Below are 13,674 nucleotides of genomic sequence, written 5' to 3' on the forward strand. Positions count from 1 at the left end.
GAATAATCCCCCTTTAGTTTCATTCAAGTAAATGTATGAATGATTGCTGTAAGCGCTTACCTGTTTGATATGCTTCATACTACCATCGCGAATTGGGGTTGAATACAATAACCACATAAGTTGAAAAGTAGTCATACTGTTTATTTTGTTCATAAAATTTACGGCCATTATCGACTCAAGGGACTATGTTCAGGGAAGCATGTAGAATACAATAAAATCAGCGTCCCGCGGATGAGAAGTTTTTGCATGGAGGTAATTGAATGCGATTACAAACGAGATTGATTTTGTTAATTGGAACTTTGCTATTTATTATTATCATTGCACTTACTTTCAGCTTTGAGAGAATACTAGTGACGACGCTGCAGAAAAATGTAGGTGCATCAGCTCTGAAAATTGCGAAGACAGTAGCGTTGATGGACGTCATTAGGCATGCCTTTGAAGAGGAGAATCCTTCAGCCATCATTCAACCCATCGTTGAGAAAATTAGAATGGAAACGGACGCTGAGTACATCGTCATTGGGAATAAAGCGGGAATTCGTTATGCGCATCCGCTGCCGGACCGAATCGGGAAAGAAATGGTCGGCGGTGACAATGGGCCTGTGCTCAATGGAGAATCGATCATTTCAGAGGCCGTTGGTTCGATGGGCCCCTCCTTGCGGGGAAAAACTCCCATTTATAATGATCAGAATGAAGTTATAGGCATTGTATCGGTGGGTATTTTATTAAAAGACATTGAACAATCGGCAGTGACATACCGTAATGCGATGATTATTTTTGCAGCCATTGCGCTGATGGTTGGATCTGGCGGAGCCATTGTTATTGCCAATAGCGTAAAACGATCGATCCATGGTCTAGAGCCTGAGGAAATCGGCTTGTTGTATCAGGAGAAGAGAGCTATTTTGGAAACGATCCATGAAGGCATTATTGCCGTTGATACAGAGGGAACGATTACCCTTGTCAATCAAACGGCTTTGAAGCTGATCGATCCGCTCGAGCAAATGGAGATTACCGGGCAGCATGTGCGGGATGTCATTCCAGAATCGCGGCTAATGGAGGTTATTAAATCAGGGCAATCGGAAATCGATCAAGAAATGACCATTAACGAAAGCAGTGTCGTCGTCAATCGCTTGCCGATATTTGATCATCAGCACCGGGTCGTAGGGGCGGTTTCCAGCTTTCGCAACAAATCCGAGCTGCTTCGATTAACAGAGGAGCTGACGCAGGTGAAGCGATATACCGAAGCGCTGCGTTCACAAACGCATGAATACTCCAATAAGCTGTATACGATTTATGGGTTAATCCAGCTGGAGTCGTATCAAGAAGCGATGGATATTATTACACATGAAACCGATGTTCATCAAAATCTGATCCATTTCCTCCTGCAGGAAATTCCCGATCCTATTATTGGCGGCATACTAATTGGCAAGTTCAATCGTGCGAATGAGCTTAAGGTGAAGCTTGAGATTGATTCCAAGAGCACCTTCAAAACGATACCTGATGATCTAAACCGCAATCACCTGGTAACGATTATCGGCAATTTAATTGACAATGCGCTGGATGCTGTTCTCGAGAAAAATGATGAGAATCGAACCGTTAAGGTGTTTCTGTCTGACGTAGGCAAAAGTTTTACGATCATTATCGAAGATAATGGGAGCGGCATTAAGGAGGATGTCGCAGAGCGGCTGTTTGAGCTCGGTTTCTCCACGAAAAATGAGGATCATCGGGGTTATGGGCTAGTGATTGTTACGCAGGCGATACAACAGTTAAGGGGTCATATCCGTTTTGAATCGCGTCCGCAGGAAGGGACGATCTTTACCGTTGTGATTCCAAAAGAAAAGGGGAAAGATATATGATACGAGTGGTCATAATCGAGGACGACCTTCGAATTGCACAAATCAATCGACGCTTTCTAGAGAAGATAGAAGGTTTCGAAGTCGTTGGAATTGCAACAGATAAGCAGCTGGCGCATGAGCATTTAGATATTTTGGCCCCGGATTTAGTGCTGCTTGATTTATATTTTCCCGATATGAGCGGACTTGACCTGCTTCACTACATACAGAAAAACAACCCGTTAACAGATGTCATTATTATTACGGCCGCCAAGGAATTTGAAACGGTTCGTGAAGCCATTCGCGGCGGGGTATATGATTTTATGATCAAGCCGGTTGTATTTGAACGTTTTCAAGAGAAGCTGAAGTCTTATCAAAAATATCATAACCAAATGGCACTGCTCGGCGGCTCAAATAAACAAGTGGATCAAGAGGGGATTGATCAGCTGCTGTGGGGGGTAAATGATCGTACGGATAAGGATTCTTATTTGCCAAAAGGCATCGATAAGATAACGAATGAGAAAATACTCTCCTTCATTCAGGCAGGTCCTGAAGTATTAACGGCGGAGGAGCTTGGGAAAAAGGCTGGTTTCAGCCGTACGACCGCTCGGCGTTACTTGGAGTATTATGTGGCCAAGGGTGAATTAATAGCTGATATTTCTTATGGAACCGTTGGAAGGCCGGAGCGGGTTTACAAAAGAAAAGAGCAAATATGAGGCTGCCATACTTAGTTTTTCGAGAGGACAATGGATAATAAAAATAGCCCGTTAATGAGGAGCAGCGCACCAAAGATAAGGCCGGTTTTATTCTTTTTTATAAATTCCATTCGAACACCTCGCCACTTTTTTTTACTACATATAATTATCTCGTTTTTGGGCTTATTTTTCCACCTTTTTTTTGGTAAAAATGAAGTGAATATTAAGTTTGTGACGGAAAAAATGCACGCTTTTGTGCCTAAGCCTATGTTTATTCCGCTTTAAGGTTCATTATTTGTAGAAATTTGTATTTGGAGCAGCAATTGTTATAAAATTGATTGGGAGAGGCGATAAGGAACTGCCTGCTGCCAATGCACTTTTTTCTATGTAAAATTGCCGTAAAGAAGAGGTAATATTCAGGTTTTGTAGAATAATGTATGGATCATACATTTTTTTTGGAACTTGCATGTCGAATAGGCGTATTGTTGGTTAGTAGGTTCAGAATCGCTGTATTTGGATATTTTTTTAGTAGTGAACCTTATGGAAAGGGGGTGCAAATACAATGGCTATCTCTCTCGTAAAAGGTCAAAAGGTAGATTTAACGAAAGGCAATGCTGGTCTCAGCAAAGTTATCGTTGGTTTAGGCTGGGACCCGGCTCAAACCAAAGGCGGTTTTTTCGGAATGAAAAAAGCGGCTAACGTTGACTGTGACGCATCGGCATTATTGCTTGATGAAAACGGCAAGCTAAGTGGCGAGAAAAATCTCGTTTGTTTCTACAACAAGCAAAGCGGATGCAGCTCGGTCGTTCATACGGGTGATAATATTACAGGTGAGGGCGATGGCGATGATGAGCAAATCATCGTGCAGCTTGATCGTGTTCCTGCTAATATTCACAAAATCCTTTGCGTAGTTAACATTTACGAATGTGAATCCAGACGACAAGATTTTGGCATGATCAAATCTGCCTTTATTCGTATCGTCAACCCTGCGAACAATCAAGAACTGATTCGCTTCAACTTGACGGATGATTATTCAGGCAAAACCGCTCTAGTCGTAGGTGAGCTTTACAGACACAATGGTGAATGGAAGTTTAATGCAATTGGGGAAGGCACTCATGCTGCCCATGTTGATATCCTTGCACGTCAATACCAATAAATTCATGTGAGAAAAGAGGGCTTTTAAAATGGCAATCAGCTTATCCAAAGGACAAAAAATCGATCTCACGAAAACAAACCCAGGTCTTACAAAAATTACAGTAGGTCTAGGCTGGGATACTAATAAATATGACGGCGGAAAAGATTTTGACCTTGATGCTTCTGTATTTTGCTTGAATGCACAAGGCAAAGCGGGTTCTGAATCTGATTTTATTTTCTACAACAACCCAAAAAACACTAACAGCTCCGTTGTTCACACAGGTGACAACCGCACAGGCGCAGGCGATGGCGATGATGAGCAAGTAAACGTTGATCTTTCTGCCGTTCCAGCTGAAACAGACAAAATCGCATTTTGCATCACGATTCATGATGGCGCAGAGCGCAGCCAAAACTTTGGACAAGTATCCAACGCATTCGTTCGTATCGTGGACGAGCAAAGCGGCACAGAGCTTATCCGTTATGATCTTGGAGAAGATTTCTCTGTAGAAACAGCAGTAATCGTTGGTGAACTATATCGTCATTCCGGAGAGTGGAAATTCAGCGCAATCGGAAGCGGCTTCCAAGACGGCCTAGGCGGTCTTGCTCGCAACTTTGGTCTTTCTGCTAGCTAGTCATACTTATCTACCCGTAAAGGGTCGCCAGTGGCGGCCCTTTTTTAAAATATAAGAATTAATAAGTAAGTGAACAGCGGAAAGTCGCAGCAGGTATCAAAACGGTCTAGTAGGCCTTTGCACTGACTTTGGCGTTCAAACCTAGTCAATTCAAGGAGGAATAGAACGATGTCTATAAATCTTTCCAAAGGTCAACGCATTGATCTTACAAAAACAAACCCAGGCCTTACGAAGGTTGTTCTCGGTCTAGGCTGGGATACGAACAAATATTCAGGCGGCGGAGAAATTGACCTTGATGCAAGCGCGTTTTTGCTTCATCAGGACGGCAAAGCCAAGGACGAGAAGGACTTTGTATTCTACAATGCGCTGATTGCTTATAACGGCGCGGTAGAGCATACGGGCGATAATCGTACCGGTGAGGGTGAAGGTGACGACGAGCAAATCAAAATTGATTTCCAAAAAGTCCCTCCGCACATTCAGCGAATCGGAATTAGCGTTACGATTCATGATGCCGAGTCCAGGCTGCAAAACTTTGGTCAAGTATCCAATGCCTTTGTTCGTCTAGTAGACGAGTCTTCTGGAAGAGAAGTGCTGCGCTATGATCTAGGAGAAGATTTCTCCGTTGAAACAGCGATTGTCTTCTGCGAGTTGTACCGACATGATGCCGATTGGAAGTTCCAAGCGGTAGGTTCAGGTTTCTCGGGCGGACTAGCAGCGCTTTGTCGTAATTACGGGCTTACGGTTTAATTCATCTGGCGTATAGGGTGGCAGTTTGAGGGTTTGTCACCCTATTCTATTATTACCGAAGGGCGGTTTAAGCATGGAGCTGGCATTAATGAAAGGTCAAAAAGCGGATATTACCAAAAATAATCCTTCCATAAAAAACCTTCTAGTTGGCATGGGATGGAACACTGCAGCAGGTGTAGATGTCGATTTTTCGGCTTTTCTATTACGAGCGAATGGAAAAACAGCTGGAGACCAAGATTTGATTTTTTACAGCAATCCTAAGGATGTCAGCGGTTCTATTCAACTGGCAAGCGGCAATAAACGAAGTTTTGCAGGGAAAACGGATACCGAACAAGTATTGATCGCGATTAGCGATGTGCCTCAAACGATTGAACGTATTTCATTTACTTTAACCATTTATGATGGGGAAGCGAAGAGACAAAATTTTTCTAGCGTGAATGATGCCTACATCCGGGTTATTGACGAAGGAACAGGACGCGAAATTTTGCGGTATGATCTTGGAAAAAATTTCTCTATTGAGACTGCGATAGTCGTAGGAGATTTATATAGATATAATGGCGAATGGAAATTCAATGCCATTGGGTCTGGATATTCAGGCGGTCTTGCTGCACTCTGCAATAGCTTTGGTATTGAAGTAAAGGCAGACGCTCCTGCTGAGGCGCCAACTCCAGCACCAGCACCAGTGAAAGCTCCACTTATTCCACCTAAACCTCCCGCACCAATCGTACCAGAACCAAGCAGTCCGCCAATAAGCCTCAGCAAAATCTCGCTTACCAAACGCGGTGATGTCATCAATTTACAAAAAGGTGCCGGATCACTTGGTGAGATTGTCGTTAATTTGAACTGGAATCAGAAAAAAGCCTCCACTGGTTTTTTTGGCCGTTCAAGCAGCGGTGTAGATCTAGATGTCGGATGTTTGTATGAATTGAAAAATGGTATGAAAGGTTCTGTTCAAGCGCTAGGCAACAGCTTCGGAGATTTTTCGCGAGCGCCGTACGTTTCGCTTGACGGGGATGACCGAACCGGCTCTATTACAACGGGTGAAAATCTTAGAATCAACGGTAATAAAGTTTCTGAGATTAAGAGAATCGTCATATACGCATACATCTATGAAGGAGCTACGAACTGGGCGGAGGCTGCTGGTATTGTAACCATCACACAAACAGGCGGGCCTGATATAGAGGTGCGGATGGACGAGCATAATAATCGCAAGGGTATGTGTGCGATTGCGATGATCGAGAATGTAAATGATCAAACCTTCAGCATTCAGCGGCTCGTGCAATATTTCTCAGGCCATAAAGAGCTTGACGAGGCTTATCGCTGGGGTCTCAGATGGGTACAAGGAAGCAAATAAAGAAAAATGCGGAGGTTTAAGAGATGGTCGACTTTTTTCAAAATGTAATAGCCAACTTCGGGAGCTTCTTTCACTGGGACAACTTGTCACAAGTTCTCACCAACCCGACAAACTGGGGAATAATTGCAACACTCGTTCTTTTGGAAGGCTTGTTATCGGCAGATAATGCGCTAGTACTAGCGGTTATGGTAAAGCATTTGCCGAAAGACCAGCAGAAAAAAGCGTTGTTCTACGGTATTATTGGTGCCTATATCTTCCGATTTATCGCCATCGGAGTAGGTGTCTATCTCGTACAAATTACATGGATTAAAGTAGCGGGCGGATTGTATCTGTTATGGATTGCGTTAAGCAATCTATTCCATCTGGAATTCAAGCTTGCTCGTGTTGGCAACATTCCATTAATTCCTTACATCGGCAAGAAGGGTAACGACGATGATGCTGAAGTTCAAAATAAAGGCTACGGCTTCTGGCGTACGGTACTTGCTGTTGAAATTATGGATATCGCGTTCAGTATCGACAGCGTTCTAGCTGCATTCGGCGTGAGTGAAGAGGTATGGGTTCTGTTCCTCGGCGGTATTCTCGGCGTTCTAATGATGCGTGGCGTTGCTCAAGTATTCCTCAAGTTGATTGACAAGTTCCCTGAGCTTGAGAAAGCGGCATTTATTCTAATCATCGTTATCGCAGCAAAAATGATTGGCGGAGCGTATGGCTTGCATGTGCCGCACGCTTTGTTCTTCGGTTTAATTATAGCTGTATTCGGTGGTACCCTTCTTTACAGCGCAGCACGTAAGAAAAGAGAATCAAAAGCGGTTTAGATTCGATAATACTCTGTTTATGAAAAATATCCCTCAATGGATCGCGAGGGATATTTTTTCACTCTCAGATTGCTTTACACAACTTTTAGGAGGGATCACTTTGAGGTATTTTAACTATCTTACCAATGAAGAAGAGCAAAATTTCTTTTACTCCCTTCCAACTCAGTTCAATAATTATGCTGACAAAGAAGTTATTGCTCACGCGATTGGTGCGGCGCTCTATATGCCTGCCACCAAGGATAACATAGCAGATGATTTGGTAACCGGAAAACACGAAGGACTCGTGTCTATGGTGATAGACCTTGAAGATGCAGTAGGTGATAATCAAATCGAATTTGCCGAAGAGACGTTGAAGGCAACGTTGATTAAGATTGGCCGTTACATTTCGATTGGTTTGCTCCATGCCGACGATATTCCGCTTATGTTTATAAGAGTGCGCTCTGTTGAACAGCTTAAACGACTGCTCTCGTTTTTCGGTGAAGAGATTGAATATATTACAGGAATCGTGTTTCCGAAGTTCAACGTGGAGACTGGCGGTGAGTATTTAAAGCTGCTGCATGAATACAACAAGAACAAACGCTCAACAAGCTCCACGTTATACGGCATGCCTATTTTGGAAAGCTCTGACGTCATTTATCGCGAGAAAAGAATGGAAACGCTAATGGGCATTTCCCAGCTGCTGAATGAATACAAGGCCTATGTGCTGAATGTTCGTATTGGAGCAACAGATTTTTCGAGTTTATTTGGGCTTCGAAGAAGTCCGGATCATACGATCTACGACATCGGCGTCATTCGTGATTGTATTGCGGATATCGTAAATGTTTTTGGACGGATGGATAATCATTATGTGATCTCCGGTCCCGTATGGGAGTACTTTAAGAGTGATCGCGTGTTTAAGCCCCAGCTCAGGCAAACGCCTTTTGAGGAAAGCATGGGAAGACATGGACGGATTTTGCGTATGGATTATATTAACAAGTATGTGGACGGGCTTATTCGCGAGGTCGCAATGGACAAGGAAAATGGGATAATTGGCAAAACCATTATCCATCCTACCCACATTAAGCCGGTACAGTCGATGCTTGTGGTGACGCATGAGGAGTATATGGATGCCCTGCACATTATGGAAAATGAACAAGGCGATTTGGGTGTGATGAAGAGCCGTTATTCGAACAAAATGAATGAGTTTAAGCCGCATATGACATGGGCCAAACGAATATTGTTCAGATCAGACATTTATGGGGTGCTAAATGAAAACCAAAACTTCACCTGCTTGCTCGCAGAAGAACGAGAATCAGCAATCGTTTAATATTATTGGAGATTTAGAGATTACCATTGAGGTTACGAGTAATTCGTTTCATATACCGCTTGAGCAGCTTTTTCAAATGGCAGCCCGAATTAATAAAAAACGCAGTTTTTTATTCGTAAGCAAGGTGCTTGGCAAGCATATTCCTGTTCGCCCGCATGTGTCCTTATTATCGGGTGCGGCACTTGGGCTTTTGTATCAGCAGTTTAAAGGTGAGAAGCTTCCTATCCAGATGGAGCAGCTGCTGCATGCCTTTGAATCTCCTGAGGCAGCAGGTAAAATCTATGGACAGATGAAGCAAAATAAAATGGTCATAGATGAGAAAACGCTGTTTATCGGTTTTGCGGAAACGGCAACAGCGCTTGGACACAGCATGTTCGATATGTTCGAGGGTAATGCGTCTTTCTTGCACACCACGCGGGAAAAAATTGACTATATGACGTCCTGCATCGATTTTGAGGAAGAGCATTCCCATGCGACTACACATCGCTGCTATGCTGACAATCCAGCTGTATTCGAGAATGCAGAAACAATTGTGCTGGTCGATGATGAGATGACGACCGGGAAAACAGCCATCAATATAATACACGATTTGAATGCCAGGTATGGGAAGAAAAAATATATTGTTGCTAGTTTGCTTGATTGGCGTTCAAACGAGGATATGGAACGTTTTGATGAGCTGGAGCAAGAGCTTGGCATATCGGTGAACTGCTTATCGCTTGTAGCGGGGCGGATATCTGTTAAGGGTAGCCCTATTCAAAATGCTGACAAAACAGCAGAGTTGCAAGCAAACGAGTTGGAGCCTGCCATTAATGTTCTCTATGTGGGCAATCGGTTTGCTAGCCTTCCCTCATTGAATCGAGAAGTTTCCTACCTGAATCATACTGGCCGCTTTGGATTGACGGCTGAAGAAAGCTTGGTGCTTGACGCGGAAGTAGGACAGGCGGCTGCATTCCTCCGAGAACATAGAACGGGCAGCAAGGTGCTTTGCATGGGAACCGGCGAATTCATGTTCATTCCTATGCGCATAGCAGCAGAACTAGGCGATGATGTATGGTATCAATCGAGTACAAGAAGCCCCATTCATCCGGATTCCAGTTCACAATATGCGGTGAATACAGCTTATCCCTTTATTTCCCCTGAGCATGCTGACGTCATGAATTTTATGTACAACATACCGAATGGCTATTATGATGAGATGTTTTTGTTTATGGAGCGCGAGGTTGCAGGAGCACAAATGGAGGAGCTTAATAAGGTGCTTCTCTCCTTAGGAATCCAGCATGTTCATATCGTTTATTTCAGTCGGAAAAAGCTTGCTGATCCGGCTCCTATCGGGAGCTATAAGCAGGAGGATGTTACTTTTCTGCTAAAAGACCTTAGCGATATTTCGTTAGAGCAGCGAACGGAGGACCGGGAAGCGGCCATGCAAACAGGCGGCCACTATTCGGAAAGCTTGCCGATTGAATATCAGCCTACTGATGAGTATATACAATTGTTTCAAAATACGCTCAGTGATTCGGCCATTCGAATCGCAAGAGCGGTTGGAACGGTTTCCGAGCGAATCATTCAAAAAAATGGATTTGATGTTGTGCTTGCATCCTTAGCGCGAGGCGGTACGCCAATTGGCGTATTAATTAAGCGATATATCAAGCACATGTATGGTATTGAGGTTCCGCATTATAGCCTTTCAATTATTAGAGGCAAAGGCATTGATGAGAATGCGCTGCTGTATATCAATCAGAACCATCCGCATAAACGCGTGCAATTTGTAGATGGCTGGACGGGCAAAGGTGCAATTGCCAAAGTGCTCATAGCAGCTTGCAGCCAGATGAAGCAAAAATATGGCATTGAGCTGAACGATGAGCTTGCGGTGCTCGCAGACCCCGGCTATTGTGCAAGTACGTTCGGGACAAGAGAGGATTTCCTCATTCCAAGCGCTTGCCTTAATTCAACGGTGTCAGGATTAGTCAGCCGGACTGTATTGCGCAGCGATCTTATTGGCGCCGATGATTTTCATGGTGCAAAGTATTATAAGGAGTGGGAGAGCTCTGATCTGTCTCAATTATTTGTGGACACGATTTCTGCTTATTTTGATCAGACAGCGGATGACTCCAAAGCGGAAGCCCTTCAAATGGAAGAAAATCCTGAGGAAAATGAAATGACTTGGCAAGGGATGCAGGATATTGCTCGTATCCAAACTGATTTTGCAATCACTGATATTAATTTCATCAAGCCTGGCGTAGGTGAAACGACTCGTGTTCTTCTGCGCAGAGTCCCTTGGAAAATCCTCGTTGATCGTCTTGATAATCCTAACTTGAAGCATATACTGCTGCTGGCTAAGGACCGTGGTGTACCTGTGGAGGAATATCCAAACATGACCTATTCCTGCTGCGGAATTATTAAGGCGTTGAAGGGGGAGACGGAATGATTTTTGCGAGCGATTTGGACCAAACTTTAATTTATTCCGTAAGATCCAAAGGCGAGATAGAACTTGAAGAAATGATTCCCGTTGAGCGTTATGAGGAAAGATATATTTCTTATATGACCAAGCCGGCGATTCAGAAGCTGCAAGAGCTTGTCGGCATTATGCGATTTGTTCCTGTGACGACGCGAATTCCGGAGCAATACAACCGCATCTTCGCGATAAGAGAACAGTTCCGTCCGGAATATGTGATCGTCAGCAACGGCGGTACCGTTCTCCGTAACGGAGAAATTGATCAGGAGTGGCATAGCTTCGTTCGTGAAGCTGTGAGGGAGCATTGTGCTGAGCATACGGAAATTGCGAGCCTGTTTGCGGAAATTGCTTCTACCCACTGGGTGAAGTCGACGGATCTTTGTGATGAGCTATTTTATTCCATTAAGGTAGAGAGAGATCAGCTGCCGCATGAAACGTTGGAGGAGCTAAAGCCGAAGCTTGCTTCGCTTGGCTGGAGCTACTCACTTCAAGGCCGTAAAATATATTTGGTTCCAGAGAAGGTAAGCAAGGGAGCGGCCATCCAGTATGTGAAAGAGAAGCTCGCTTCAAATTTCGTATATGCAGCCGGCGACAGCCTGCTCGATGAGAGTCTGCTGCTGGCAGCTGATTATGCCATATCGCCTGTACATGGTGAATTAGGACGATCCTATTCGGCACATCCACATATTCAATTTACACAAGCAAGAGGCGCGCTTGCCTCGGAAGAACTGCTAGACTCCATCTTAGAGCATGCACGAAGATTATAAATGCAATCGCAAAAATATATCTAATCAGATGGAAGAAGGTTTTTATACATGACACGAGTTTATATGAATCGTTGGTTTTCGGTAGCTTACCATTACATTAATATGATTCGGAACAATCCAGACGGCGAGTCGTTTGAGTTTTTTGGCACGCACCCGGATATTAATCATATGTCCTTGCTTGCATCCGATCATATCGGAACAGAGCCTGCTGTTTTTGGACGCGAATACGTAGATTTTTGTGTGGATTTCTGCAAAAGAAACCAAATTGATATTTTCATTCCTCGTTTGCATATGGAGGAAATATCAAGATATGTTCATTTATTTGATGAGATCGGCACGAAGGTTATGGTATGCCGTGATATCGAATTGCTGGACTCCATGATTGAGAAGGATAAATTTTATGAAGCGCTGCAAGGAAAAGATCTCGTGACGATTCCAGACTATCGTGTCGTAAATACAGCAGAACAGTTTAAGCAAGCTTATGAGGAGCTCACAGCTGCTGGTCATAAGGTGTGCTTTAAGCCAACGAAGTCAGAAGGCGGCATGGGTTTCCGGATTATTGATAATGAACGGGACCCGCTGCGTGACCTTTATGGCTATGTAACCCTTTCTACAACATTTGAGCAAGCTTATGAAACGTTGTCATTAACGGAGCATTTTGACACGCTGATGGTGATGGAGCTGCTCGACGGTACGGAGTATAGTATCGATTGTGTGGCATCTGCTGAGGGTGAACTCATTACAGCTATTCCTCGCCGCAAATCAACGGGCAGGACTTATCTATTGGAGGACACGCCGGAGCTGCTGGCGATTGCAGATCGTATTGCGACAAGCCTTCGCATTCCTTATGCCTTTAATATTCAGGTGCGTTACAACCATGGCATACCGAAATTGCTGGAGATCAACCCGCGGATGTCTGGCGGCCTTTATATTACCTGCTTGTCTGGCGTAAATATGCCTTATTTGGCCGTTCAAGCGCTGCAAGGAAAAACGATTGATCCGCCTGATCCGAAGTTTGGTATACAAGCGGGTTATGTAGAGCAGCCTTTGATCATGGAAATGAACAGAGTAGAATAACCGAAGAAAGGGGCGAGAGCCCCTTTTTTTTCATATTGTGCTCATTAATTTGGCACAACATCCTTTTTTTATTTTTTAAAATTGACTTCTATGTACCAATAACGAGATAATTGTAGGAAGAAGACGAGCATAAAGATTAGGTTCAGAAAGCTCATATGGAGGTGCAGCAATGAATGCATTGAAAAAAAACGCAGCCATCGCGATTGGCGTTTATGCAGTCGCATTAGTTGTTAATGGGATTACCTCCCCATATATAGCTATGGCGGTTCCCGTGTTCGGTTTGTTAATCGCATTATCATGGAAGCAGCGTCCAAGGAAAGAAATTAATCAGCCAACACGCGAGCCAGAGCTGCAGCAAAATACGCAAAACCCGCCCATACAACAACCCAATGCAGCTTCAACTGCTCAAGCATCATTGGCCTCAAAGCCAGCTCCTGCAGCTGTCATTCCGCCGCAGGTTCTAGATCCTGAGCTTGCTTCTGCATTAGAATACATCGGAATCATTGAAGATATGATTTTACTCGAAGGCGAGAAAAATAATTTAGACGATGAAATTGTTCAAAAGACGCTGGCATTGCTGTCGCGGCTAAACCGACTAATTCCGGATTTAATGGCGTTAGGAGACTCGAGCATTAATCACAATATTTTGCGATTGGTGCGAAAGGATTTGAATTCGACCATTAATCCATTTCTTCGGCTCAGCGGCGAAGCGAAACGCCAGAATAGGCGGCTTTTGCTTGATGGCATTAAGGATGTAGATTCCAAGCTTACTTTTTATACGAAGACGCTTGAGCAAAAGGATCTTATGGAGCTTCATACAAAGGCTGAGTTAATTCAGCAGCGTTATCGACTTACTGACTAATGAA

12 protein-coding genes and 1 pseudogene are annotated in these 13,674 nt (G+C 43.9%); all 13 read left to right on the forward strand.

What is annotated here, in order from left to right; all coding sequences use genetic code 11:
• Positions 1-260 precede the first annotated feature (260 nt).
• The 13 genes and pseudogenes from AC1DM9_RS00160 to AC1DM9_RS00220 all read left to right on the forward strand — a co-directional run bounded on the left by AC1DM9_RS00160 (position 261) and on the right by AC1DM9_RS00220 (position 13,670).
• The gene (locus tag AC1DM9_RS00160) at positions 261-1,853 is read left to right on the forward strand and encodes an ATP-binding protein (RefSeq protein WP_477577972.1); all 1,593 of its coding nucleotides are present in this window, start codon (positions 261-263) and stop codon (positions 1,851-1,853) included.
• Positions 1,850-2,545 (forward strand): response regulator, encoded by a 696-nt coding sequence (locus AC1DM9_RS00165; RefSeq protein WP_441912023.1) that lies wholly within the window; start codon positions 1,850-1,852, stop codon positions 2,543-2,545. The genes AC1DM9_RS00160 and AC1DM9_RS00165 overlap by 4 nt, the downstream gene beginning before the upstream one ends.
• 541 nt (positions 2,546-3,086) lie before the next feature.
• A complete protein-coding gene (locus tag AC1DM9_RS00170) occupies positions 3,087-3,680 on the forward strand; it encodes a TerD family protein (protein WP_076267380.1) in 594 nt (197 codons plus the stop codon).
• A gap of 28 nt (positions 3,681-3,708) precedes the next feature.
• Positions 3,709-4,290, forward strand: a complete 582-nt coding sequence (locus AC1DM9_RS00175; RefSeq protein ID WP_339205093.1) for a TerD family protein — start codon at positions 3,709-3,711, stop codon at positions 4,288-4,290.
• 168 nt (positions 4,291-4,458) lie between these two features.
• Positions 4,459-5,037: a TerD family protein gene (locus AC1DM9_RS00180; protein ID WP_076267378.1), complete on the forward strand. Its 579-nt coding sequence runs from the start codon at positions 4,459-4,461 to the stop codon at positions 5,035-5,037.
• Positions 5,038-5,110: 73 nt separating this feature from the next.
• Positions 5,111-6,391: a TerD family protein gene (locus tag AC1DM9_RS00185; RefSeq protein WP_339205092.1), complete on the forward strand. Its 1,281-nt coding sequence runs from the start codon at positions 5,111-5,113 to the stop codon at positions 6,389-6,391.
• A gap of 23 nt (positions 6,392-6,414) precedes the next feature.
• Entirely contained in the window at positions 6,415-7,206 is a 792-nt protein-coding gene (locus AC1DM9_RS00190) for a TerC family protein (protein ID WP_076267376.1), read from the forward strand.
• Between the two features lie 100 nt (positions 7,207-7,306).
• The gene (locus AC1DM9_RS00195) at positions 7,307-8,512 is read left to right on the forward strand and encodes an HpcH/HpaI aldolase/citrate lyase family protein (protein WP_256710842.1); all 1,206 of its coding nucleotides are present in this window, start codon (positions 7,307-7,309) and stop codon (positions 8,510-8,512) included.
• 76 nt (positions 8,513-8,588) lie between these two features.
• Positions 8,589-9,755, forward strand: a pseudogene (locus tag AC1DM9_RS00200) (phosphoribosyltransferase family protein); the annotation flags it as partial.
• A 27-nt stretch (positions 9,756-9,782) separates the two neighbouring features.
• Positions 9,783-10,937, forward strand: coding sequence for a cysteine protease StiP family protein (locus tag AC1DM9_RS00205; protein WP_477578371.1), 1,155 nt, complete (start codon positions 9,783-9,785; stop codon positions 10,935-10,937).
• Entirely contained in the window at positions 10,934-11,731 is a 798-nt protein-coding gene (locus tag AC1DM9_RS00210; RefSeq protein ID WP_477577973.1) for an HAD family hydrolase, read from the forward strand. Before AC1DM9_RS00205 ends, AC1DM9_RS00210 begins: the two co-directional genes overlap by 4 nt.
• Before the next feature lie 48 nt (positions 11,732-11,779).
• Positions 11,780-12,808: an ATP-grasp domain-containing protein gene (locus AC1DM9_RS00215; protein WP_477551264.1), complete on the forward strand. Its 1,029-nt coding sequence runs from the start codon at positions 11,780-11,782 to the stop codon at positions 12,806-12,808.
• A 169-nt stretch (positions 12,809-12,977) separates the two neighbouring features.
• Positions 12,978-13,670 carry a hypothetical protein gene (locus AC1DM9_RS00220; RefSeq protein WP_477577974.1) on the forward strand — a complete coding sequence of 231 codons (693 nt, stop codon included), beginning with the start codon at positions 12,978-12,980 and terminating at the stop codon, positions 13,668-13,670.
• Positions 13,671-13,674 lie beyond the last annotated feature (4 nt).

The sequence above is a fragment of the Paenibacillus sp. 01T431 genome, from assembly GCF_056398625.1.

Excerpts from the sequence above, each read along its gene's own strand:
- AC1DM9_RS00190 (WP_076267376.1), top strand. The coding sequence starts at position 6,415 with ATGGTCGACTTTTTTCAAAATGTAATAGCCAACTTCGGGAGCTTCTTT.
- AC1DM9_RS00215 (WP_477551264.1), top strand. The coding sequence starts at position 11,780 with ATGACACGAGTTTATATGAATCGTTGGTTTTCGGTAGCTTACCATTAC.
- AC1DM9_RS00220 (WP_477577974.1), top strand. The coding sequence starts at position 12,978 with ATGAATGCATTGAAAAAAAACGCAGCCATCGCGATTGGCGTTTATGCA.
- AC1DM9_RS00160 (WP_477577972.1), top strand. The coding sequence starts at position 261 with ATGCGATTACAAACGAGATTGATTTTGTTAATTGGAACTTTGCTATTT.
- AC1DM9_RS00170 (WP_076267380.1), top strand. The coding sequence starts at position 3,087 with ATGGCTATCTCTCTCGTAAAAGGTCAAAAGGTAGATTTAACGAAAGGC.
- AC1DM9_RS00165 (WP_441912023.1), top strand. The coding sequence starts at position 1,850 with ATGATACGAGTGGTCATAATCGAGGACGACCTTCGAATTGCACAAATC.
- AC1DM9_RS00185 (WP_339205092.1), top strand. The coding sequence starts at position 5,111 with ATGGAGCTGGCATTAATGAAAGGTCAAAAAGCGGATATTACCAAAAAT.
- AC1DM9_RS00175 (WP_339205093.1), top strand. The coding sequence starts at position 3,709 with ATGGCAATCAGCTTATCCAAAGGACAAAAAATCGATCTCACGAAAACA.
- AC1DM9_RS00180 (WP_076267378.1), top strand. The coding sequence starts at position 4,459 with ATGTCTATAAATCTTTCCAAAGGTCAACGCATTGATCTTACAAAAACA.
- AC1DM9_RS00210 (WP_477577973.1), top strand. The coding sequence starts at position 10,934 with ATGATTTTTGCGAGCGATTTGGACCAAACTTTAATTTATTCCGTAAGA.